Source organism: Nonomuraea sp. NPDC050451 (genome assembly GCF_044458585.1).
On the sequence record NZ_JBITHZ010000005.1, the window covers coordinates 39,247 to 60,600 of the forward strand.

Consider the following 21,354-nt stretch of genomic DNA (forward strand, 5'->3'; position numbering starts at 1 on the left):
AAGTGCTAGCAAGCTAGATAAATGGAGGAACCCGGTGATCGAGTTCCATCTGGACGGCAGGTCGGGTGTGTCGCCGTACCTGCAGCTGGTCCAGCAAGTACGGCACGCGCTACGGCTCGGCATACTGCGCGAGGGCGACCAGCTGCCGACCGTCAAGGAGGTCGTGGCGCAATTGGCGATCAACGCCAACACCGTCCTCAAGGCCTACCGGGAACTCGAGCACGAGGGCCTGGTGGCCGCCCGGCCAGGGGTGGGGACGTTCGTGACGGCGACGCTCACCGACACCTCGCTGGCCGCGCACGGCCCGCTGCGGATGGAGCTGCAGCGCTGGCTGGCCAAGGCCCGCCGGGCCGGTCTCGACGACGAAAGCATCGAGGCCCTCTTCATGACCACCTTTCGCACCACAGCTCAGGAGGACATAGCGTGAACGCTGTCCTGCAGGCCCAGGGACTGGGCAAGAAGTACGGCAGGCGCTGGGCACTGCGCGAGTGCACCATCGACATCCCGGCGGGCCACGTCGTCGGGCTGGTGGGCCCCAACGGAGCCGGCAAGACCACGCTGCTGAAGCTGGCCAGCGGCCAGCTCGAACCGACGGCCGGCGGCATCACCGTGCTCGGCGGGCGGCCCGCGGCCACTCCCGCGCAGCTGGCCAGGGTCGGGTTCGTCGCCCAGGACACCCCCGTCTACGCGAGCCTGACCGTCGCCGAACACCTGCGGCTGGGAGCCCGGCTCAACCCCCGCTGGGACGACAGCATGGCGCGGGAACGCATCGCGCAGCTCGGCCTCGCCCCCGCCCACCGGGCCGGCAAGCTGTCCGGCGGCCAGCGCGCCCAGCTCGCCCTCACCCTGGGCCTGGCCAAGCGGCCCGAACTGCTGATCCTGGACGAGCCGGTCGCCTCGCTCGACCCGCTGGCCCGCCGGGAGTTCCTGCAGGCGCTGATGGAGGCCACCGTGGAGCACGAGTTCAGCGTCGTGCTCTCCTCCCACCTGGTCTCCGACCTGGAACGCGTCTGCGACTACCTGATCGTGCTCGTCGACTCCCGCGTCCAGGTGGCCGGGGAGGTGGAGGAGCTGCTGGCCACCCATCACCGGCTCACCGGCCCGCGCCGCGATCCCGAACGGCTGCCCTCCGATCAGCAGGTGATCTCCGCGCGCCACACTGAGCGGCAGAGCACGTTCGTGGTCCGCACCGACGGCCCGATCCTCGACCCCGCCTGGACGGTCAGCCGGCTCAGCCTGGAGGACCTCGTCCTGGCCTACATGGACAAGCGCACCGCCGAGAACCGGCGCGTCGCCCTGGAGGTGCAGCGATGATCTGGCTGACCTGGCGCCAGCTGCGCGGCTCGGCCGCGATGATGGCCGCCCTGCTCGTCATCCTCGCCACCGCCCTGGCCCTGACCGGCCCGGACCTGGCCTCCGACTACTCCACCGGTATCGCCGCCTGCACTCAGGACGACACCTGCGGCCGCTTCTACGACCGGTTCTTCGACGGGTACGACATGCCCTTCATGGCCGTCAGCCTCATCGTGCTGCTCCTGCCCGCTGTCGTCGGGCTCTTCTGGGGAGCCCCGCTGATCACCCGCGAGCTGGAGGCGGGCACGCACCTGCTGGTGTGGAACCAGAGCATCACCCGCGGCCGCTGGCTGGCGGTCAAGCTCGGGCTCACCGGCCTCGTCGCCATCGCCGCCGCCTGCCTGTGCGGCCTCGCTGTGACCTGGTGGTCCGATCCCCTGGACAAGTCGGCCCCGGGCGACTTGGCCTTGATGGCTCCCCTGGTGTTCGGCGCGCGCGGCATCGCCCCGATGGGGTATGCGGCGTTCGCCTTCGTCCTGGGCGTGACCGTGGGCATGCTGGTGCGCCGCACCCTGCCCGCCATGGCCCTCACCCTGGCCGTCTTCGCCGCGATCCAGCTGGCCATGCCGCTGCTGGTCCGGCCCCACCTGATGCCCCCGGTCACCGCGACCTTCGAGCTCAGCGAGACGAACGTGGACGGCATCGGCATAAACCGGGACAAAGGCGGACAGGTGGAGATTCGCCTGAGTTCGGCTGTTCCCGGCCACGCGGGCGCCTGGCTCCTGTCCAGCGACCTCGTCGATCCGTCCGGACGTCCGATCGCCGGCCCCGAGCCCGGAATCGGGATCGTCCAGGTCTCGACGACGTCGGGGCCCTGCGCACCGGCGTCGTCGGCAGGGATGGGCGCGTGCCCGACGGAGATCAACCGGCTCGGCTACCGGCAGAAGGCGACCTACCAGCCCCTTGAGCGCTTCTGGCCCTTCCAGTGGATCGAGACCGGGATCTACGCCCTGCTCACCCTCGGCCTGACGTGGTTGTCCTTCTGGTGGATCCGGAGGCGCCTGTCATGACCTTGATCAGAACCGCGGCCGCCGGGCTCGCCCTCCTCCTGGCGGCGGCCTGCACGGCGCCGACGCCGCCGCGCAGCGAGGCGAACACGGCAGCCGGTACGGCCTGCGCGCGGCCCCAGGGACCTGCCGGGGCGGAGACGGCCACCACGATCGACGTCATCGAGCAGGCGTACTTCTGCATCCTCGGCACCTACTACAGCGGCGCCACGCTGGACACCCGCCCGCTGCTGACCGCCGGATTCGCCGCCCTGACGCAGGAGCTCAACCGCAACGGCCACGACCTGCCCGAGGCCACCATGCCCGCGCTGACCGGCGACCGCAAAGCCGACTGGACCGCCTTCGAGACCGCCTACAGGAAGACCACCGATCAGGTCCCCGACCTGCGGGAGAGCCTGGCCGTCGTCACTCTCGAGGCGATCGTGGCCGCCCTCGGCGACAACCACGCCCGCTGGGCGCACGACGTCAAAAGGCCGCCCGACTACTACGACGGCGACGGCTACGGCCTGGGCCTCGAGGCGAACGCCAACGGCCCGCAGGTGGACACCAACCCCGGCGCCGCCCTCGCCCCGCTGTTCATCACCACCGTGCAGGGCGGCGCGGCGCAGAAGGCCGGACTGCGCCCCGGCGACATCATCGAATCGATCAACGGATCGGCGCCCTTCATCGACGGGAAGGCCACTCCCGCGATCGCCGCCCTCTACCCGCGATACCCGGAGGCGCGCCCGGTCCGGCTGCGGCTCCTGCGCCAGGCCACCGGCCGCCGCTGGAGCGTGACGCTCGAACCCGGTCTCTACCAGCGGGACCTGGCCGCCCTGCAGGTGGTGCAGTCGAAGCTGCTGGACGACGTCGCCTATGTACGGATGCGCGGGTTCGCTCCCGACTCCGCGGACAGGGTTTTCAAGGCGATCTCCAGGCTGCGCACCGGCCGTACCCTCACCGGCGTCATCCTGGACCTGCGCGGCAACGGCGGCGGCAGCCCCCTGGAGGCGACCCGGCTGGTGAGCGCGTTCGTCCACGGCAAGGCCACCGCCTACCAGTGCACCGTGGACGGCACGTGCGAGACTTCCCGGACCGACGACACCGTTGAGCTGCTCAACCTGCCGCTGATGGTGCTCACCGACCGCAGTTGCGCCTCGGCGTGCGAGCACTTCAGCTCCGCGGTCAAGGACCTGCGCCTCGGCCGGCTGGTCGGCACCAGGACCGCCGGGGTCATCTCCGGCCCGGCGCAGCCGTACCTGCTGCGCAACAACACCACTCTGAGCTTCCCCGTCAGGCATCACCTGGGGCCCGATCGCGAGGTGATCGACCGGATCGGCGTGCCCCCGGACCACCACGTGCCCCTGACCCCGAAGGACGCGGCCGCCGGGCGCGACCCCGCCCTGGCCAAGGCCCTGACCCTGCTGCGCAAGTGAATGGACCTCCCGATGAGACACCTCCTGGCAGTCGCCGCGGGACTGGCCGTCCTCACCGCGTCCGCCTGCTCCGCACCCGCACCGCCCCGCTCCGCCGCCCCGTCGGCCACCCCGACCGGCCCCGCCACCCTGCCCGCCCCCACCGGCGCCCACCCGGTCGGCACCACCGCCCTCTACCTCAAGGACACCTCCCGCCCCGACCCCTGGAACCTCGACGCCGACGCCAGAGAGCTCAAGGTCACGCTGTGGTACCCGACCAAGCAGCGCGACGGGCAGCGGGCGCCGTACATGACGCCGAAGGAATCCGAGCTCACCCTCAAGGGAGGCAGGATCGGGGGCGTACCGGACGACACGCTGAGCAAAACCCGGACGAACGCCATCAAGGACGCCGAACCCACGGGCCGCAAACTTCCGCTCGTGGTGCTCTCCCCCGGCTTCACCAAACCGATGAGCACCCTCACCTCTCTCGCCGAAGACCTGGCCAGCCGGGGATACGTCGTGGCGGGCATCGACCACACCTACGAAAGCTACGCCACGACCTTCCCCGACGGGCGCGTGGCCGAATGCCTCGCCTGCGACAGCGACGCCGACCCCGGCTTCGGCACGGGCCTGGTCGCGGGCCGGGCCGCCGACGTCTCCTTCGTGCTCGACCAGCTGCCCTCGAAGTGGGACGGCGCCGACCGGATCGACCGCTCCCGCATTGCCATGGTCGGGCAGTCCATCGGCGGAGCCAGCGCCATGGCGACCATGCTCAAGGACCCCCGGGTGCGGGCCGGGATCGACATGGACGGCACCGCCTACGCCCGGATCCCCAAGAGCGGATTCTCGCGGCCGTTCATGTTCATCGGCTCGCCACCGCACGTCCCCGGCGGCAGCGACAACTCGTGGGACCGCGACTGGAAGCTGCTCACCGGATGGAAGCGCTGGATCGTGCTGTCGGGCGCGGACCACCAGTCCTTCACCGACGTCCCCCTCCTGGCAGGCGCCCTCGGCATCAAACCCGCCTACGGCCTCCTGCCCGCGGCACGCGCCGCCGAGCTCACCCGCACCTACGTGGCGGCATTCCTCGACCAGCACCTGAAGTCGCAGCCACAGCCCCTCCTGGACAAGCCGTCATCGCGCTACCCCGAGGCCAAGTTCTGCCCCGCGACCTGCGGCCAATCCTGACGCCTAGATCAACTCGTGCCGGTGGGCAGCCGTGGCGGCCTGGACGCGGCTGCGTACGCCGAGCTTGGCCAGGATGTTGCTCACATGCGCACCCGCCGTCTTGACCGAGATGAACAGCTCCTCGGCGATCTGCCGATTGGTGCGGCCGTCGGCGAGCAGCCGCAGCACGTCCCGCTCACGCGGCGTAAGGCCGAAGACGCGCTCCCCGGCCGGGTCGGCCTCGCCCCCCACGACGAGGGAGATCCGAGCCAGGCGCGCCAGCCGCTCGATCCGAGCACGCAACGGCTCCGCTCCCAGACGGTCCGCCTCCCGGGCGGCACCGGTCAGATGGGAGGAAGCCGCGGAGCGGTCTCCCGCTTCCGCGGCGTGTTCCGCGGCCCGCAGCAGAGCCACAGCCTGAGGGTACGGCTGGCGAAGATCCGCCCACGCGGCCGCGACACAAGGCCAGAGCTCCGGCCGCCCGGTCTCAGCGGTGAACGCCAGGCGGTGAGCCTCCTGGACGGGCCCGATCACCGGCAACGCGGCCGCGATCTCGGCCAGGCCGGGCACGGGCAGGGACGCGCCCGCTTCGATCACGGGCCACAGGTAGCGCGGGCTCGTTCTCCCGCTGCCCAGCGCCTCCTCCACGAGCCGCGCGGCCTCGGCCGTACGCCCCTGCGCCCTGCGGAGATCCACCTCCATGCGCACCAGCAAAAGGTGGTCCTGAGCATAGGACGTGCCTCCGCCGAAGACCTCGCGAGCGTGAACCGCCGCGCTCTCGGCGCCTGCGAGATCACCTCTGGCCAGCGCGATCGTACCCGCCAGCACCATCAGGTACGCGCGAAGGCTGGGGGTCGGCGTGACCCGCAGAGTGTACTCGACGATCTCGCCGGCCTCCTCCCACCGACCCAGCGCGATCAGCGCCTCCGCCAGGTTGCCCGCATGGACCGGACCCGCGGTCCGGGCCAGACCCGACCGCGTGGCCGCGGCAAGCCCCTGGCGAGCCGCCTCGGCCGCCTGCGCGTACCTGCCGGCGCCCTGCAGAACGTCCGCCTCACACCGACAGGCATGCAGAAGCGCCCCCTGATCACCGATCCGGCGCGCCGTCGCCTGAGCCTCGACCAGGTGAGGCAACTGCGCGTCGAGGTCACCGGCCCGTGCCCGCGCGTACGTCAGATTGACGGTCGCGATGACCTCAGCCTTGGCATCACCCGCCGCCCGCGCCGCCTCCAGCGCCTCACCGGCGGCCACCCGGCCCTCGGCTTCCAGCGGAACGGTGAGAAGGCGATTGGCCAGCAGGTTCAGTACGGTCGCACGCGCCGGATGTCCGCACGGCATCAGACGAGCGGCTTCGCACAAATCGTCCAGATCGCCCGGCATACCCAGGAGGTGGCGCAGCTCGCCCCGATGGGCGATCAGCCAACCGGCACGCGCAGGATCGACCTCGGCCGAAAGCGCCGTCTCGACCAGCTGCACCGCGATCGCGTTCTCACCAGCGGCGATGGCGGCGCGTACCGCTTCGTCGAGCACCTCAGCCTTGGACGCGGCCGGATCGGGCACCTGATCCCACAGCTCCAGCACGCGAAGCAGCATGTGCAGCTGTTCCGCGTACGCCAGAGACGCCGCGGCCTCGGCGGCGGCGCGGCGAGCGGCCGCCAGCGTCTTGGCCGGCCGGCGCTTGGCGGCATGCCAATGCAGGGCCGACTCGTACGCCGCCCGTCCCAGCGGAGCGAGCTCCGGGTCCCCCTCCAGGGCTTCGGCATACCGTACGTGAAGGTGCCCGCGTTCCCCGGGAAGCACGTCGTCATAGAGCACCTCCTGGACCAGCGCATGACGGAACGCGTACACCTCCTCCTCGATCAGGAGCAGATTCCCGCTCACCGCCGGACGCAGCGCGTCGGCAAGGCAGGCATCCTCCAGCCCCGTGACGACGCGCAGCAACGCATGCCCGACCCGAGCACCGCCCACCGCCGCAGCCTGGACCACCCGCCGCGTCTCCAGCGGCAACCCGTCCAGCGGCGTGACCAGCAGGTCGCGGATGGACACGGGCACCGGCGCGCCCACCCGGGCTGACAACGCCTCCACGAACAGCGGATTGCCCTCACTGCGCCGGAAAACGTCCTCGATGACCGCAGGAGCCGGCTCGCCACCGAGCAGACCACGAAGCTGCCGCACCACCTCACCCCTGCCGAGCCGCCCCAACTCCATCCGGGTCGTCCACGACCTGCGATCCCATTCGGCCAGCACCGGCCGCAACGGATGCGTCCGATGCAGGTGATCACTCCGGTAGGTCACGACCAGGAGGAAAGCCGCCGCCGCCTGCTGGTTCCTGATGAGGAAGTCGAGCAACTCCCGACTGGACCGATCGCTCCAATGCACATCCTCAGCGACGATCACCAAAGGCCGGTCCTCGGCCAGGTTCTCGAAGAGGGTAAGAATCTCTTCGAAAAGCCGCGCCTGCGTCAGAGCGGGATCCCCATCCCCGGCAGGCCGCCCCAGCAGCGGAAGCAACCTGCCCAGCTCACCGGGCTCACCACGCGGCAGAAGCCGGAGGAAACCCTCCGCGCCGATCCTGCGCAGCAGGTGACGCAGCATCGCGGTGAACGGCGCGAACGCCAGCCCGTTCTCCCCCACCTGAGGGCAGTCACCCGAAAGCAACCACGCCTCCCCCGCCATCGACGCCGCGAACTCGGCGACCAGCCGGGTCTTGCCCACCCCAGCCTCGCCGCCAAGCAGCACGGTGGAAGCAGAGCCCCCTCGGGCATGCGCGTAGGCCTCACCCAGAGCGGCCAGCTCCGCGTCCCTGCCTACGAACACCATGCGACACAGGCTCTCAGATCCGGAAGAAAACTAGGGATGCCGGATAGGGCATCCGCCCGATCCACCCGGCCGCCATTCCAGCGAAGCTGACCCAGTGATCCGAACCGGCACGCAACCGCTGCTCAGCCGCCCGATGGCCTTCCTGGGAGTGACCTCACTCGCCTCGATGACAAGCTTCTACCTGCTCGTCCCGATCGTTCCGCTGTACGCGGCATCAGGCGGCTCGGGGAACATGGGCGCCGGGCTGTCCACCGGCGTCACCATGCTGGCGACAGTACTCATGGAACTCGTCATGCCCAGACTGCTGGCACGATACGGCTACCGCGCCAGCATGGCACTGGGCGTCCTCCTCCTCGGCGTCCCCTCGGCCCTGCTGGCCCTGTCCCCTGCGCTGCCGATGGTGCTGGCCACGAGCCTGGCACGCGGAGCCGGCCTCGCCATCGTGGTCGTCATAGGCCCCGCCATGGTGGCCGAACTGGCCCCGGCCCAGCGCCGGGGCGAGGCACTGGGCATGTACGGCGTGGCCGTCGGGATCCCCGCCATCCTCGGGCTCCCGATCGGCCTCTGGCTGGTCCCGCTCATCGGCCACGGCCCCGTCTTCCTCGCAGGCACGGGGCTGGCGCTGCTCGCGCTCATCGGGATCACCTGGCTGCCCGCGCGAGCGGCGCCGGTCGAGCAGCACTGGGGCGTCCTTCGCGCTCTACGCCACGCCGGTCTCGCCCGGCCCGTCATCGTCTTCGCGACGATCACGCTGGCAGCCGGTGTGCTGATGACGTTCCTGCCGCTGGCAGTACCCGTCGGCTCGCAAGGGACGGCCGCGACGGCGCTGCTCGCACACTCCTGCGCGATGCCACTCGCACGGTGGGCGGCCGGCCGATACGGCGACCGCCACGGCCAATCCGCCCTGCTGCTGCCGGCAGTCATCACCGCGATCATCGGGATGGCCGGGATCGTCTGGCTCGACAACCCCTACGCGGTGATCGTGGGGGCGGCACTCTTCGGCGCCGGCTTCGGCGCCGCCCAGAACGTGACCCTGGTGCTGATGCTCGCGCGATCCTCCTCCTCCGCGTTCGGCCGGGTGAGCGCGCTGTGGAACCTCGCCTACGACGGCGGGATGGGGATCGGCGCCGTCGCTTTCGGGCTCGTGGCCGGGCCCGCGGGATATCCGGCGGGGTTCGCGTTGATCGTCGCGGTGCTGGCTCTCGCCCTTTTCCCCTCCTGGCTCGACACACGATCGTCACGATCGGAAAGGAAGACCATCAATGAGCGATGACCTGAGGCGCGCCGTACAGAAGGTGCTGCCAGGCGTGAGAGCCGACCTCGAGGCCCTCATCCGCGTCCCCTCGGTGAGCGCCGACCCGGGCGCGACCGAGGACGTGAGCCGCTGCGCGCAGCTGACGGCACAGCTCTTCCGCGCCGGTGCCGCGCAGGAAGTGGAGATCCTGGACGACGTCCCCGGCGCCCGGCCAGTGATCCTGGCCAGTTGCCCCGCGCCATCCGGCCGCCCCACCGTGCTGCTGTATGCCCACTACGACGTGCAACCCGCCGGCGACCCGGCCATATGGTCGAGCCGACCGTTCGAACCGCGCGAAAGCGGCGGAAGGCTGTACGGCCGCGGATCCGCCGACGACAAGGCGGGAATCGCCACCCACCTGGCCGCGTTACGTGCGCACGGCGGGCGCCCGCCGGTCGGAGTCGTCGTCCTCATCGAGGGAGAAGAGGAGATCGGCTCCCCGACGCTCGGCGCCTTCCTCGACCGCCACCGTGACAGACTCGCCGCTGACGTGATCGTGCTCGCCGACTCGGAGAACATCGAAGTCGGTGTTCCCTCGTTCACCACCACGTTGCGCGGCCTGGCCAACTGCGTCGTCGAAGTGCGCACGCTGGCGGAGAGCGTGCATTCCGGCACGTACGGCGGCGCCGCTCCCGACGCGCTCACCACGCTGTGCCGCCTGCTCGCCACCCTGCACGACGACGAAGGCCACGTGACAGTGAACGGCCTCACCACCGGCCACCCATCCCGGACGGACTACCCCGCAGAACGGTTCCGAGCCGAGGCAGGCGTACTCGACGGCGTCAGGCTCCTCGGCTCCGGCACCATCGCCGAACGGATCTGGACCGGACCCGCCGCAACCGTCCTCGCCATCGACGCACCCTCCGTACCCGAAGCCGCCAACGCCCTCACCGCGACCGCCCGAGCCAAAGTGAGCCTGCGCCTCGCACCGGGCGACAACGCCATACAGGCCCGCGCGGCCCTGGCCAGGCACCTCCGCGACCACACACCCTGGGGCGCACACGTGCAGGTCACCGAGGCGGAGATCGCACAGCCGTACACGGTCGACGCCCGAGGCCCGGCCTTCGACGCGGCACGCCGCGCCTACAAGCGGGCCTACGGCGCCGACGTGGTCGACCTCGGAGGCGGCGGCGCCATCCCCTTCGTCGCGGAATTCGCCAACGCCTACCCGAAGGCCGCCGTCCTCATCACCAGCCCGGGAGGCGATCCAGCCAGCCGCGCCCACAGCACCGACGAGAACCTGCACCTGGCCGACTTCGAACGCGCCTGCCTCGCCGAAGCGTTTTTGCTCGCTGAACTCGCGGACTGGTCGACGAAGTGACGAGAATGGCAAGTACTCCATCCAGCGCTCTTTACATTGTAGATTTCCAAAGAGGCCACGATCATGCTGGTTCGACGATGGGCGGTGCTTGTAGCCGCCCTGCCGTTACTGGTCACAGCGCTGGTGCCGGTGGCCGGCGCGACGTCGCGAACGGACCACGTTCGCCATGCTCAGGCGGCCGCCGGGTTGAAGGCTCTCTTTCCCGGGCAGGCCGCCCGGCGGCCGCTTCGCCGTCTTCTACTACAGCGGCACCTACACCGAGCGGTCCCGGGTGGTGGACACCGTCAGCGGACAGGCGCACACGTTCCCGTTCACGCCGCTGCACATTTCCTTCAGCCCGGACAACTCCTACGTCCTCGCCTACCGCGCGGACGACCCGAACGGTTCGGTCGTGGTCTATTCGACCAAGACCTGGACCGAGGTACGTCGCGGCACGCAGCCCGGCGCGCTGAGCATGGGCGGCACCACGGTCGCGTACGTCGACCAGTATGGCGGGACGCCGTACATCCGGCTCCGGGACGTCGCCACCGGCGCATCGGCCGGAGCCGCCGTCAAAGTCCCGAGCGGCGAATTCGACAATGCGCTGACATGGGACCGGGCCGGGCACCTCGACCTGCTCACCGTGGTCGGCAAAACGCCGAGCGGGGACATCATTTACCGGTGGCGCAGAGCGGATGACGGCATGCGCATCCTCGACACGTTCGCCATCGACGGCTTCCATTCGGTGCCCCCCGCCGGGTCCGTGATGAAGTAGGCAGGCCCGCGGCTTTGCTGCCCGGCAGCAGTGCGCGGTGCTCTTCCGGCGGCGCTAACCCCAGGTGAGCGGGTCGAGGTGGAGGTAGAACCGCTCGCGGTCACGGTCGAGGACGATGCCGTACCGCTCGGCGAACCTCTCGTCCGCCCAGTTCGCCTGCCGCTCGTCGGGCCACGTCTCCCGCGCGTTGGCGAGCAGGAGCGCGATGTCGGCGTACGGGTCGGCCCGGCCGAGGCGGCCGAGGTCGATGAAGCCCGCCACGTCCAGGGTCTCCGGGTCGAGGATGATGTTGGGCAGGCACAGGTCGCCGTGGCAGACGACCGTCCCTGCGGCCTCCTGCGCGAGGCGGTGCTCCAGCTGGGGCTCGAGGCGGGCGAGCAGTTCGCCGGCGGGCGTGTGCTGCTGTTCTTCCGGGAGGAACGCGGGGTTGACCGCGCCCCGCGCGACGACGTCGCGGGCCATGGCGAACATCCATGTGAGATCCCGCGCGAACGGGCACCGGTGAGCGGGCAGGTCGTGCAAGCGGCGTACGGCCTCCGCGATCTTCTCCCACGCCGCCCGCAGCTCCGCGGCCGGGACGCGATCGGCGGGGACGCCCGCGACGGCGCTGGTCACCAGGCGGGCGCCGTCGGCGGTGACGTGCCAGTCGAGGACGCGCGGCCCCGGGACACCCTGCGTGCCCAGCCACTCGACGCGGTCCCGCTCCTCCTCCAGCGAGGACACGGAACCGGCGGGGACGCACTTGGCGTATCGGGCGCCGTCATCGGAACGGAAGACACCGGCCCCGGACTCGCCGCCGGTGACGGGGGTCCATCCGCCCGCGTCGCGGCCGTCAGACAGCAATGCCCGCAAGGCCGGGTTCGAGTCGATCATGACGACCACCCTAGCCGGGGCGGGCGGTCGACCGGGTCAGACCCGGTCGAGGGGGCGGTGCGGCTCGGCGGGGAGCTCCACGCTGATCGCGTCGCCGGGGCGTACGACGCCACCCGTCGTCACGACGCTCATGACACCGGCCCGGCGCGCCAGGTTCCCGGCCTCGTCGCGGCCGACGACCTGCTTGAGCAGGCCGTTCTGGAAGCCGTCGATCTGGAGGCACGGGTTGCGCAGTCCGGTGAGCTCCACGACCGCTTCCTCGCCGATGCGCAGGAGCGTGCCGACCGGCAGTGCGAGCAGGTCGAGCCCTTCGGTGGTGATGTTCTCGCCGAGTTCGCCGGGGTTGACCGTGAAGCCCGCCTGGCCCACCTCGGCGAAGAGTTCCTGGTGGATGAGGTGTACCTGGCGCAGGTTCGGCTGGGTGGGGTCCTGGGCGACCCGGGAGCGGTGCTTGACCGTCACTCCCGCGTGCGCGTCGCCCTCCACCCCGAGTCCGGCCAGCAGGGTGATGCTGTCTCGGTTCGGCTTGCTGAAGGAATGCTCGCCGTTGCTGCTGACGGCGGTGACAGTCCCATGCACCCTGTTCGTCCCCTTCCGTAGAGTTCGTAACCGTTCAGGGGCAGCGTAGCCGACCGGCCGGCCTCCCCCTTGCCGGGGAGGCGCCTGCCTCTTGCGGGGGTGGCAGGGCAGTGGCACCGGACGCGAGGCTCCCAACCATGCGTGTACACATCGAGGTTCGAACGCTGCTGCGCCGCGCCGCCGGGTTTGCCGCGGCGGCGGCGATGTCGCTCTACCTGCTGGTCAAGCTGGTCTGGATCGCCGCCGAGGTGTGGCAGGGCACGGCCCGCTGGGTGCTGCTCAACGCGATCACGGTGGTGATGGCGCTGGCCGGCGTCGCGCTGGGCCTGGCGCTGGCCCAGTCGTGGGGGACGCGCCTGCCGGACTGGCTGGTGCTGCCGATCGTGTGGGTCTGCGGTGGCTTGCTGGTGTCCATGATCCCGTACATGATCGCCGCGGGTCTGGTCGCTCCGAGCGCGCCCGAGCCGGCGGCCACCACGCCGGCCTGGGAGGGCGTGCTGATCGGCGTGGGGTTCGCCGGCATGGCGGTGGCGCTGGTCGTGGGCCTGCCGCTCTTCCTGCGTGAACGATGGCCCCGCGCCTTCGTGGGGCGGGTGGGCCGGCAACGAGTGGACGGCCGCTTCCTGTGGGCGTTGCCGCCGCTCGGGGTGCTCGCCGCGACGTGGGCCTGCTGGGCCGCGGGCGGCTCCTACGGGCTGCTGACCGGGTGGGACATCCAAGGCCGGCTCCTCATGGCCGACAGCGCGCTGTGCGCGGCGGGCGCCGGTTGGAGCCTGTGGGCGCTCAGCCCGTGGGGCAGCGGGCGGACGCGGGTGTGGCCGGCCATGGCCGTGGGGTTCGTCGCCTCCGGGTCGTTGTTCTCGTGGGGAGCGTGGAGGCTGGTGTGGCTGGTGGCCGGGATGTACCAGCCGGTCGAACTTCGCGGGGTGGCCGTGGTCGAGCACGGTGTCGCCATGGGCGCGGGCCTCGCCGTCCTGCTGACGTTGTTGCGGGCGTACGGGCGCCGGAGCGAACCTGGCGTTCGGCTATTCCGGTGTACCTGCGCGTCGTCGAGTAGCGGTGGCGCGCCCGGTCCTGAGTCGTAGGGTCAGAGGGCTTGGACGAGCGGTTGCAGCACTGTGAGGCCGTAGGAGTCGGCCGGTGACGGCGGTGCGGCCTCCGGTGCGGTGTGGCGGAACGTGGTCGGCGCCATCCCGTAGATCGCGCGGAACCGGCGGGAGAAGTGGTAGGCATCCGTGAAGCCGCACTGCACGGCGATCTCCCGCATGGACAGGTTGCTCTGCCACAGCAGCGGTTCGGCCCTGGTCAGGCGGAGCAGTTCGAGGGCGGCGACCGGGCCGACCCCGAACGTGCGGCGGAACGTACGGCACAGCGTGCTCGGCGAGACCCGGGCGGCCGAGGCGAGCTCGCGCATCGGCACCGGCCTGGCCACCCCGTCGGACCAGCGCTCGCGCACCGCGCCCAGCACCGCGATCACCGGTGACGGCAGGACTGCCGGCGTGCGCTGCGCCGGCGCCGGACCGGCCAGGAACGTCAGCACCAGCAGGCGCAGCGTCTCGCAGGCCTGGACCCGCCACTGCGGCGGGCACTCGGCGCCCAGCCAGAGCAGATACCGGCACAGAGCGCCCATCGGGTCGTGCCGTCCGGTCAGGTCCCGCACCAGCGGCCAGCCGGCCGGCACCTCACCTGTGAGTGTGAAATGCACGTACGCGTGCCGGGTCGGGGTGCGCGGATCCCAGCGGAACGCGTCCCGCATGCCCGGCCGGATGAGCAGCAGTTTCCCCGGAGTCAGCGACAGCGCGACGTCGTCCCAGAGCCAGGTGGCGCTGCCGCGGAGGAGCCAGACGAACTGGTATGACCTGGCCTCCCGCGGGCCGAAGGCCGAGCCGGGCGGATAGTCCGCGACGCTCGGCTCGAGCCGGGGCACCAGATCGACGCAGATCGTCATCTGTCACAGCCGCCGTCGCGGTTGGGCCGGATCCGCGGCCGGCGCACGTCCTGAAGCCCTTTGTAGGCGTACGGGTCGGTGCCGGCGACGAGGACGACGTCCCGGAAGTCCGCCTGCGCCATGCCCGTACCCTCCGCCGGGACGGCCCAGGGCAGCAGGGATTCGGCGCTCATGTAGTGATTGACCAGCGCCCGCCGGTAGCCGCGCCGTCCGGTGTTGGGCAGCGACTTGTGCAACAGGTAGCCGTTGAACACCACCACGGTGCCCGCCGCGACCTCGACGGGCACCGCGTCGGAGTCGTCGAACGGGAAGTCGTAGGACTCCACCGTGCAGTCGTAGCGGGGGTCGTCGTGCTCGCGGTTGGGGTAGAGCACGCCGCGCCGGTGCGATCCCGGCAGCACCCACAGGCACCCGTTCTCCACGGTGGCGTCGTCCAGCGCGATCCAGGCCGCCGTGAGCGAGCGGTCGCGGGTCGGGATGAACAGCTCGTCCTGGTGCCAGGCCTGCCCTGGCTCGCCCTCGGACTTGATGAACAACATCGACTGCATCGCCTTGACGTTCGGGCCGATCAGTGAGGTGAGCGCCGAACCGATCGCCGGATGGCGCATCGTGGCGAGCATCAGGCCGGAGAGCTTGTGCGGGTAGTGGACGCACAGGAACCTGCGCAGCACGTCGTCGTCGGTGTCGGCGTCCCCGGCGGGGAGCGCGCCGCGGATGCCGCCGAGCTCGCCCCGGCAGATGCGGACGGTCTCTTCGAGCAGCTCGCCCACCTCGCCGGGGCCGAGGGCGCGGTCGAGGACGAGGTAGCCGTCGCGTTCGTACGGGGTCTTCAGGGCAGGGTTCGTCATCGCCCCATCATCACCATCGCGGCCCGGTCCCGGCCATGGCCCGATCACGCATCCGGATGGCGAATATTGTCACCTGGCGCCGCGCTCGCCCCGGCGTAGCGGCGGGCCAGGTGCGCGAAGGCGTCCTTGAGCGCGGCGGGGCCGACGACCTCGATGTCGGCGTCGAACCTGCCGACGCTCGCGGCCAGCCCGATCCATGACCAGGAACCCACGACGAGCCTGCACCGCTCCGGGCCGAGCTCCTCGACGACCCCGTCGTGGACGTACGGGGACACGGCGGCGGCCGGCAGGCCGAGGATGACCTCGCCGCGGCAGGGCCAGTCGCCGGAGCCGCCGGAGCCCCGGAACCGGTCGGCCACGAACGCGGCCACCCCTCCCCCGGGCAGCTCACGCGGCGTGAAGCGGGGCCCTGTGGGGGCGCGCGGCGTGATCCGGTCGGCCCGGAAGGTACGCCAGTCCGCCCGGTCGAGATCCCAGGCCACGAGATACCAGCGCCCGCCCCAGGTGACGAGGTGGTGGGGCTCCACCCGGCGCGGCGGGCTCAGCGCACCGCCGTCGCCCCCAGGCGAGGCGTAGTCGAAACGCAGCACCTCCCGCGCACGTACGGCGGCGCCGACGGACACCAGCACCCCGCTGTCGACCTGGGGATCCGGCGCGTACCGCTCGACAGCGGTGATCTGGAGGGCGTCGATGCGGTGGCGCAGCCGTGCGGGCATGACCTGCCGGACGGTGGTCAGCGCACGCGCCGCGGCCTCCTCGATGCCGGCGCCGGTCGTGGTGGCGGCCTGGAGCGCGATCGCCAGGGCGACGGCCTGCTCGTCGTCGAACAGCAGCGGCGGCAGCCGCGTACCGGCGTCGAGCCGATAGCCGCCGTCGGGGCCTTTGGTGGCCACGATCGGATAGCCGAGCTCGCGCAGCCGGTCGACGTCGCGGCGCACGGTGCGCGGGCTGATGCCGAGGCGTTCGGCCAGCAGCGCTCCCGGCCAGTCCCGGCGCGCCTGGAGCAGCGAGAGCAATGACAGCAGCCGGGACGAGGTTTTCTGCACCGACCCAGTATCGCCCGTAGAAGAGGCCAGAACCTGACCGCTACCCCTGGGAGTGTGGTCGGCAACCGGGATGACGACCGACAAAAGGAGCACACCATGTCCGTGAACACCGTGACCCACCTGAACTTCCGCGGAGACGCCCACGCGGCGCTCACGTTCTACCAGTCCGTGTTCGGCGGGGACCTGGCCGTGGTCACCTACAAGGACGCAGGCAACGTCCAGGAGCCGTCCGAGGCCGACCAGGTGATGTGGGGCCAGGTGAGCGCCGCCGGCGGATTCCGGGTCATGGCCTACGACGTGCCCTCGAGCCTGCCGTACAGCAAGGGAGAGAACGCGTTCTTCGTCTCGGTGCGCGGCGAGACGGCCGAGGAGATCACCGCGTACTGGGAGAAGCTCCGCGACGGGGCGAGCGTCCTGCAGCCCCTGGAGCCCGCGCAGTGGGCCCCGCTGTACGGGATGCTGACGGACCGGTTCGGCGTCACCTGGGTCATCGACGTCGTCAGCCCGTACGGCGCGTCCTGATCACCACAGACGGAAAGGCAAGGACGCAACGGTGAGCATGCGTGTGGGCAAGGCCCTCCGGGGCCTGCGCGACGTGTCCCCCACCCCGCCGGCGGTCAGCCGTCGAACGCGCTGCGGCAGGATGATCGCATGACCGTGCTCGACACCCGGACACTCAACCGCGCGACGCTGGCGCGGCAGCTGCTGCTCGACCGCGCCGACTTACCGGTGCCAGACGCCGTCGCGCACCTGTGCGGCCTGCAGGCGCAGGAACCGCAGGAGCCGTTCGTGGGGCTCTGGTCGCGGCTGCGCACGTTCGACCCGGCGGTGCTCTCGGACCTGCTGACCGGGCGGCGCCTGGTGCGGACCATTCTCATGCGCCGCACCGTCCACCTCCTCACCGCGGAAGACGCCCTGGCCTGGCGGGCCCGCCACGACGCCATGCTGCGCCAGCGGATGCTCGGGACCTACCGCCGCGAGCTCGACGGGGTGGACCTCGACGAACTCCTGGCGGCGGGCCGGGCGGTGATGGCCGACGGGGAGCCCCGCACGATGGGCGAGATCGGGCGGGCGGTCGCCGACCGCTGGCCGGCGCCGGGGCCGCGCGTGCTGGGCGAGATGCTGGTCGCCGCCCTCATCCCGATGGTGCAGCTGCCGCCGCGCGGGTTGTGGCGGGCGAAGGCGGGCGTACGCAACGCGCTGCTGTCCTCCTGGCTGGGACGCGAGATCGACCCACCCGCCGCGAACGGCTCGGACCCGGTCGGCGAGGCGCTGGTGCGGCGCTACCTGGCCGCCTACGGCCCGGCGGCCTCGGCCGACCTGCGCGCCTGGTGCGGCCTGGCCGGGCTGCCGGCCGCGGTGGCCGCGGTACGCGACGAGCTCGTCTCCTTCCGCGACGAGCGGGGCCGGGAACTGCTGGACCTGCCCGACGCGCCGCGCCCCGATCCCGACACGCCCGCCCCGGTGCGCTTCCTGCCCGCCTTCGACAACGCCATCCTCGGCTACCACGACCGCGGCCGGATCATCGACGACGCCCACCGCGGCCTGTCGGTCGCCGGCGCCCGCGTGGTCCTGGTCGACGGCCGGGTGGCCGCGACCTGGACCGTCGAGGCCGGCACGGTGGTCGTCACGCCGCTGGGCCACCTGTCCGGAGCCGACCGCGACGCCGTCGCCGAGCAGGGGCGAGAGCTGGCGGCGTTCCTGTCCGACGACTCCGACGACTCCGACGCCGACAGCCACCGCGTGCGGGTCGGTGACGGCTGAGGCGCCTCACCGGTCGCCGGCCCGCAGCCGCCTCCGCCAGCAGCATGCCGTCCCGCGGCGCGGGGATGCGGACCGAGCTGCTGATCCTTACCTCGGGGAACGGGCCAGGTCGCTGGGCGGCATGCCGCGGACTCGTTTGAAGGCGTTGCTGAAGGCGAAGCCGTCGGCGTACCCGACTCTCCTGGCCACGGCGGCGACGGTGGCGCCGGGCGTGCGCAGGAGGTCGGCGGCGATGGTCATCCGCCACTCTGTGAGGTAGAGCAGGGGCGGCTGTCCGACCAGCTCGGCGAAGCGCCGGGCGAACACCGCCCGCGACATCCCCACCTCCGCCCCCAGGGCCGCGACCGTCCACGGGTGGGCCGGGCGTTCGTGCATCAGGCGCAGCGCCCGCCCGATCCGCGGGTCGGCCAGCGCCCGGTAGCCGGGTGGGGCCTCGACGTCGGGCCGCGCGAACCACGATCGCAGGGCCCGTACCAGCAGCAGGTCCAGGAGCCGGTCCAGCACGACCTGCTGGCCCGGCTCCTCGCGGCCGATCTCGACCGCCAGTAGGTCCAGCAGCGGCGTGAACTCGGGCTCCGGCGGGATGACGGCCACTTCGGGCAGGGCTTTGAGCAGGCGCTCGGACACGTCGCCGCGCAGCGGGTACTCGGCGGTGACGAACAGGTCGGAGCCGTCGGCGCTGAACCCGTACGTGCGCGGTCCCAGCACGAGGTTGAGCCCCGCCGTCGCCGGGCCGTCGGCCGTCAGCCGGCATGTCTCCGCGTCGTCCACCACGACCTGGGGCTCGGTGCCCGGCTGGTCGGCCACGGTGAACGGCCGAAGGCCGCGGACCAGGACGACGCCGCGCTCCCGGACCCGGACGGGAGCAGCGCCGTCGCGGACGATCCAGGACTCGCCGCGCAGCATCGCGCCCAGCGCCAGCGGGGCCGGATCGTTGAACCGCACCGCCCACGGCGGCTCGGCGACCGACTGGCAGAAGATCGCGCCCTGCGCTCGCACGCCCGCGAGATAGTCCTCCAGGAGATCCATAATGAGACGATCTCACATGCGTACGAGATGGATGACCATGGAGTGTCTCGCACGGCACCCGATGTACTGGCTTCATGTCCGATTCACCTGTTCTCGTACTCGGCGCCCGGGGCAAGACCGGTCGCCGCGTCGTCGCCCGGCTCGACCGGCTCGGCCGTCCCGTCCGCGCGGCCTCCCGCTCCGGCGGCACCAGGTTCGACTTCGCCGACCGTGGCACCTGGGGGCCGGCCCTGGACGGCGTGGGGGCGGTCTACCTTGTCCCGATGAGCGAAGCCGTGCCGGCCGCCACCGTGGAAGAGTTCCTCGCCGCCGTGGCGCGGGCCGGTGTCCGCCGGGTGGTGCTGCTGTCGGCACGCGGCGCAGGCGGTGCGGCGGACCCGTACCAGGAGCCGGTCGAGCTGGCCCTGCGCGCGACGGGCCTGGAGTGGACGATCCTGCGCCCGGCCTGGTTCGCGCAGAACTTCAGCGAAGACCTGTTCCTGGAGCCCATCCTGTCCGGGGAACTGGCACTGCCGGCCGGGGAGGGCCGGGAGGCGTTCGTCGACGTCGAGGACATCGCCGACGTCGCGACCGCCGCGCTCGTCCAGGACGGCCACGCGGGCGAGATCTACGAGCTGTCCGGCCCCGAACCGGTGTCGTTCCGCACCGCGCTCGAGATGATCTCCGAGGCCTCCGGGCGGCGCATCCGCTACACGGCGCTGGAGACCTCCCGGTTCACCGCCGCGCTGACGGCTCAGGGAGTGCCCCCGGAGGCGGCCGACCTGGTGGCCGAGCTTCTGGGCCGGATCCGCGACGGCGCCGGCGAGCGGGTCGGCGATGGCGTACGGCGTGCGCTCGGACGCGACCCACGGCCCTTCGCCGACTACGTCAAGACGGCCGCCGCCGCGGGCGCCTGGAACCCGATCGTCAGCGTGCGACCAGATCCATACGAAGAAACTCGGTGATGCGTAGCAGCCTCGGCGGGCGTGCCACCTCGTCGGGGAGGGCCTGGAACGCCTCGTCCTCCCCGACGAGGCGTGGGGCGGCGAGCTCCACCTCCTTCCCGTCGACCCGGAGCCGCGCACCGTCTGCTGCCAGGACGTTCTGCACCCAGTCCGAGCGCGATCCGTACACCAGGACGAACAGGTAGCCGCCGTCCACGGGATGCGCGTCGAGCGGGGTGCGGTACGTCGCGCCGGAAACGCGACCGACGTGAACCAGCACCGGCCACTTCCCGCCCGCGATCGCGCGAGGGTTGAACATCCTCTTGTTCACATGCCCCCACCACCTCGGCATCGGCATCGTGATCTCCTTCTCTCGCCCCGGCTGGGCGCACCACCACCCGGGAGGACTTACACCAGTAAGGCTGCTTACGCTTGTAAGGTTGGCTTACGCTTGTAAGGCTGTCAACCCGCCGCACACCCTGGAGCCGTCGTGTCACCACCGCCACAGCCGCTCAGCAGAGCTCTCGTGCTGGAAGCCGCCATCCGGGTCGCTGATCGCGGCGGCGCGGAGGCGATCACGATGCGACGGGTGGCGCAGGAACTGGGCGTGGAGGCGATGTCGCTCTACCACCACGTACCGAACAAGGACGCGATCCTCGACGGCGTGGTCGACATGGTGTTCGCGGCGATCAAGCTTCCCGGTGCCGGGTGCGACGACTGGCGCGAGGCGATCCGTGTGCGCGCCTCCTCTGCACGTACGGTCCTGTCGCAGCACAGATGGGCCCTCGGCCTCATGGACTCGCGTCGCGACCCGGGGCCGGCGACGCTGCGCCACCACGACGCCGTCCTCGGTGTCCTCCGGAGGGCGGGGTTCACGCTGCCGATGGCCGCGCACGCCGTTTCGCTCATCGACAGCTACATCGGCGGGTTCGTCCTGCAGGAGACTAACCTGCCGGTGAAGACGCCGGACGATGTCGAGGAAGTGGCCGGCGGCATCCTCGAGCACCTGCCGGCGGACGAGTTGCCGTACCTCACGGAGATGATCGTCGACCACGCCCTGCGGCCTGGCTACGACCACACGAGCGAGTTCGGCTACGGCCTGGACCTGATCCTGGATGCGCTCGAAGCGCGCCGGAAGTAGAGCCCCCGACGACAGGCCGCCCTGTCGCGGCATCCCCCGACCGCACGCCGCGCTCAGGCGCCTGCCGTGGGAGGGTCACGACGCACCAGCGCC

Annotated in this window: 21 protein-coding genes; 13 read left to right on the forward strand and 8 right to left on the reverse strand. The window is 71.5% G+C overall.

Annotated features, from left to right (window positions below; translation table 11 throughout):
* The first annotated feature begins 34 nt into the window (after window positions 1-34).
* The 5 genes from ACIBI9_RS18620 to ACIBI9_RS18640 are packed head-to-tail and all read left to right on the forward strand — an operon-like array spanning window position 35 to window position 4,942.
* A complete protein-coding gene (locus tag ACIBI9_RS18620; protein WP_397223365.1) occupies window positions 35-427 on the forward strand; it encodes a GntR family transcriptional regulator in 393 nt (130 codons plus the stop codon).
* Entirely contained in the window at window positions 424-1,314 is an 891-nt protein-coding gene (locus ACIBI9_RS18625) for an ABC transporter ATP-binding protein (RefSeq protein ID WP_397223366.1), read from the forward strand. Before ACIBI9_RS18620 ends, ACIBI9_RS18625 begins: the two co-directional genes overlap by 4 nt.
* Window positions 1,311-2,363 carry an ABC transporter permease gene (locus ACIBI9_RS18630; RefSeq protein WP_397223367.1) on the forward strand — a complete coding sequence of 351 codons (1,053 nt, stop codon included), beginning with the start codon at window positions 1,311-1,313 and terminating at the stop codon, window positions 2,361-2,363. The genes ACIBI9_RS18625 and ACIBI9_RS18630 overlap by 4 nt, the downstream gene beginning before the upstream one ends.
* Window positions 2,360-3,775, forward strand: coding sequence for a S41 family peptidase (locus ACIBI9_RS18635; RefSeq protein WP_397223368.1), 1,416 nt, complete (start codon window positions 2,360-2,362; stop codon window positions 3,773-3,775). Before ACIBI9_RS18630 ends, ACIBI9_RS18635 begins: the two co-directional genes overlap by 4 nt.
* Before the next feature lie 12 nt (window positions 3,776-3,787).
* Window positions 3,788-4,942, forward strand: coding sequence for an alpha/beta hydrolase family protein (locus ACIBI9_RS18640; RefSeq protein WP_397223369.1), 1,155 nt, complete (start codon window positions 3,788-3,790; stop codon window positions 4,940-4,942).
* Between the two features lie 3 nt (window positions 4,943-4,945).
* Here the strand turns inward: ACIBI9_RS18640 and ACIBI9_RS18645 are convergent, their stop codons facing one another.
* Window positions 4,946-7,741: an ATP-binding protein gene (locus ACIBI9_RS18645; RefSeq protein ID WP_397223370.1), complete on the reverse strand. Its 2,796-nt coding sequence runs from the start codon at window positions 7,739-7,741 to the stop codon at window positions 4,946-4,948.
* A gap of 94 nt (window positions 7,742-7,835) precedes the next feature.
* Between ACIBI9_RS18645 and ACIBI9_RS18650 the strand changes: the two genes are divergently transcribed.
* The 3 genes from ACIBI9_RS18650 to ACIBI9_RS18660 all read left to right on the forward strand — a co-directional run bounded on the left by ACIBI9_RS18650 (window position 7,836) and on the right by ACIBI9_RS18660 (window position 11,110).
* Window positions 7,836-9,014 (forward strand): MFS transporter, encoded by a 1,179-nt coding sequence (locus ACIBI9_RS18650; protein WP_397223371.1) that lies wholly within the window; start codon window positions 7,836-7,838, stop codon window positions 9,012-9,014.
* The gene (locus ACIBI9_RS18655; RefSeq protein ID WP_397223372.1) at window positions 9,004-10,356 is read left to right on the forward strand and encodes a dipeptidase; all 1,353 of its coding nucleotides are present in this window, start codon (window positions 9,004-9,006) and stop codon (window positions 10,354-10,356) included. The genes ACIBI9_RS18650 and ACIBI9_RS18655 overlap by 11 nt, the downstream gene beginning before the upstream one ends.
* A 271-nt stretch (window positions 10,357-10,627) precedes the next feature.
* Window positions 10,628-11,110: a hypothetical protein gene (locus tag ACIBI9_RS18660; protein WP_397223373.1), complete on the forward strand. Its 483-nt coding sequence runs from the start codon at window positions 10,628-10,630 to the stop codon at window positions 11,108-11,110.
* Between the two features lie 54 nt (window positions 11,111-11,164).
* Here the strand turns inward: ACIBI9_RS18660 and ACIBI9_RS18665 are convergent, their stop codons facing one another.
* Both ACIBI9_RS18665 and ACIBI9_RS18670 read right to left on the reverse strand, forming a co-directional pair.
* A complete protein-coding gene (locus tag ACIBI9_RS18665; RefSeq protein ID WP_397223374.1) occupies window positions 11,165-11,983 on the reverse strand; it encodes an APH(3'') family aminoglycoside O-phosphotransferase in 819 nt (272 codons plus the stop codon).
* A gap of 36 nt (window positions 11,984-12,019) precedes the next feature.
* On the reverse strand, window positions 12,020-12,562 hold the full coding sequence (locus ACIBI9_RS18670) for an MOSC domain-containing protein (protein ID WP_397223375.1): 543 nt from the start codon (window positions 12,560-12,562) through the stop codon (window positions 12,020-12,022).
* A 137-nt stretch (window positions 12,563-12,699) separates the two neighbouring features.
* Between ACIBI9_RS18670 and ACIBI9_RS18675 the strand changes: the two genes are divergently transcribed.
* Window positions 12,700-13,647 (forward strand): hypothetical protein, encoded by a 948-nt coding sequence (locus tag ACIBI9_RS18675; protein WP_397223376.1) that lies wholly within the window; start codon window positions 12,700-12,702, stop codon window positions 13,645-13,647.
* Between the two features lie 2 nt (window positions 13,648-13,649).
* On the opposite strand, the gene ACIBI9_RS18680 is transcribed toward ACIBI9_RS18675, so the two are convergent.
* Genes ACIBI9_RS18680 through ACIBI9_RS18690 form a run of 3 tightly spaced genes read right to left on the reverse strand, consistent with a single transcriptional unit; the run spans window position 13,650 to window position 16,404 of the window.
* Complete coding sequence (locus ACIBI9_RS18680) at window positions 13,650-14,510, reverse strand: helix-turn-helix domain-containing protein (RefSeq protein WP_397223377.1); 861 nt, start codon at window positions 14,508-14,510, stop codon at window positions 13,650-13,652.
* On the reverse strand, window positions 14,507-15,358 hold the full coding sequence (locus tag ACIBI9_RS18685) for a phytanoyl-CoA dioxygenase family protein (RefSeq protein WP_397223378.1): 852 nt from the start codon (window positions 15,356-15,358) through the stop codon (window positions 14,507-14,509). Before ACIBI9_RS18685 ends, ACIBI9_RS18680 begins: the two co-directional genes overlap by 4 nt.
* A gap of 44 nt (window positions 15,359-15,402) precedes the next feature.
* Window positions 15,403-16,404: a helix-turn-helix transcriptional regulator gene (locus ACIBI9_RS18690; protein ID WP_397223379.1), complete on the reverse strand. Its 1,002-nt coding sequence runs from the start codon at window positions 16,402-16,404 to the stop codon at window positions 15,403-15,405.
* A 96-nt stretch (window positions 16,405-16,500) separates the two neighbouring features.
* Here ACIBI9_RS18690 and ACIBI9_RS18695 point away from each other — a divergent pair, with 96 nt between their 5' ends.
* On the forward strand, window positions 16,501-16,926 hold the full coding sequence (locus ACIBI9_RS18695) for a VOC family protein (protein WP_397223380.1): 426 nt from the start codon (window positions 16,501-16,503) through the stop codon (window positions 16,924-16,926).
* A 129-nt stretch (window positions 16,927-17,055) separates the two neighbouring features.
* Window positions 17,056-18,168: a winged helix DNA-binding domain-containing protein gene (locus ACIBI9_RS18700; RefSeq protein ID WP_397223381.1), complete on the forward strand. Its 1,113-nt coding sequence runs from the start codon at window positions 17,056-17,058 to the stop codon at window positions 18,166-18,168.
* An 87-nt stretch (window positions 18,169-18,255) separates the two neighbouring features.
* Here ACIBI9_RS18700 and ACIBI9_RS18705 read toward each other — a convergent pair whose 3' ends face one another.
* Window positions 18,256-19,197, reverse strand: a complete 942-nt coding sequence (locus tag ACIBI9_RS18705) for an AraC family transcriptional regulator (protein WP_397223382.1) — start codon at window positions 19,195-19,197, stop codon at window positions 18,256-18,258.
* Between the two features lie 74 nt (window positions 19,198-19,271).
* On the opposite strand from ACIBI9_RS18705, the gene ACIBI9_RS18710 reads away from it, so the two are divergent.
* Entirely contained in the window at window positions 19,272-20,141 is an 870-nt protein-coding gene (locus tag ACIBI9_RS18710) for an NAD(P)H-binding protein (protein ID WP_397223383.1), read from the forward strand.
* On the opposite strand, the gene ACIBI9_RS18715 is transcribed toward ACIBI9_RS18710, so the two are convergent.
* Complete coding sequence (locus ACIBI9_RS18715; RefSeq protein ID WP_397223384.1) at window positions 20,104-20,478, reverse strand: nitroreductase family deazaflavin-dependent oxidoreductase; 375 nt, start codon at window positions 20,476-20,478, stop codon at window positions 20,104-20,106. The genes ACIBI9_RS18710 and ACIBI9_RS18715 overlap by 38 nt on opposite strands.
* A gap of 132 nt (window positions 20,479-20,610) precedes the next feature.
* Here ACIBI9_RS18715 and ACIBI9_RS18720 point away from each other — a divergent pair, with 132 nt between their 5' ends.
* Window positions 20,611-21,261, forward strand: coding sequence for a TetR/AcrR family transcriptional regulator (locus ACIBI9_RS18720; RefSeq protein WP_397223385.1), 651 nt, complete (start codon window positions 20,611-20,613; stop codon window positions 21,259-21,261).
* Window positions 21,262-21,354: the final 93 nt, after the last annotated feature.

Excerpts from the sequence above, each read along its gene's own strand:
- ACIBI9_RS18685 (WP_397223378.1), bottom strand. The coding sequence starts at position 15,358 with ATGACGAACCCTGCCCTGAAGACCCCGTACGAACGCGACGGCTACCTC.
- ACIBI9_RS18700 (WP_397223381.1), top strand. The coding sequence starts at position 17,056 with ATGACCGTGCTCGACACCCGGACACTCAACCGCGCGACGCTGGCGCGG.
- ACIBI9_RS18635 (WP_397223368.1), top strand. The coding sequence starts at position 2,360 with ATGACCTTGATCAGAACCGCGGCCGCCGGGCTCGCCCTCCTCCTGGCG.
- ACIBI9_RS18710 (WP_397223383.1), top strand. The coding sequence starts at position 19,272 with ATGTCCGATTCACCTGTTCTCGTACTCGGCGCCCGGGGCAAGACCGGT.
- ACIBI9_RS18675 (WP_397223376.1), top strand. The coding sequence starts at position 12,700 with ATGCGTGTACACATCGAGGTTCGAACGCTGCTGCGCCGCGCCGCCGGG.
- ACIBI9_RS18630 (WP_397223367.1), top strand. The coding sequence starts at position 1,311 with ATGATCTGGCTGACCTGGCGCCAGCTGCGCGGCTCGGCCGCGATGATG.
- ACIBI9_RS18680 (WP_397223377.1), bottom strand. The coding sequence starts at position 14,510 with ATGACGATCTGCGTCGATCTGGTGCCCCGGCTCGAGCCGAGCGTCGCG.
- ACIBI9_RS18640 (WP_397223369.1), top strand. The coding sequence starts at position 3,788 with ATGAGACACCTCCTGGCAGTCGCCGCGGGACTGGCCGTCCTCACCGCG.
- ACIBI9_RS18695 (WP_397223380.1), top strand. The coding sequence starts at position 16,501 with ATGTCCGTGAACACCGTGACCCACCTGAACTTCCGCGGAGACGCCCAC.
- ACIBI9_RS18655 (WP_397223372.1), top strand. The coding sequence starts at position 9,004 with ATGAGCGATGACCTGAGGCGCGCCGTACAGAAGGTGCTGCCAGGCGTG.
- ACIBI9_RS18715 (WP_397223384.1), bottom strand. The coding sequence starts at position 20,478 with ATGCCGATGCCGAGGTGGTGGGGGCATGTGAACAAGAGGATGTTCAAC.
- ACIBI9_RS18705 (WP_397223382.1), bottom strand. The coding sequence starts at position 19,197 with ATGGATCTCCTGGAGGACTATCTCGCGGGCGTGCGAGCGCAGGGCGCG.
- ACIBI9_RS18645 (WP_397223370.1), bottom strand. The coding sequence starts at position 7,741 with ATGGTGTTCGTAGGCAGGGACGCGGAGCTGGCCGCTCTGGGTGAGGCC.
- ACIBI9_RS18665 (WP_397223374.1), bottom strand. The coding sequence starts at position 11,983 with ATGATCGACTCGAACCCGGCCTTGCGGGCATTGCTGTCTGACGGCCGC.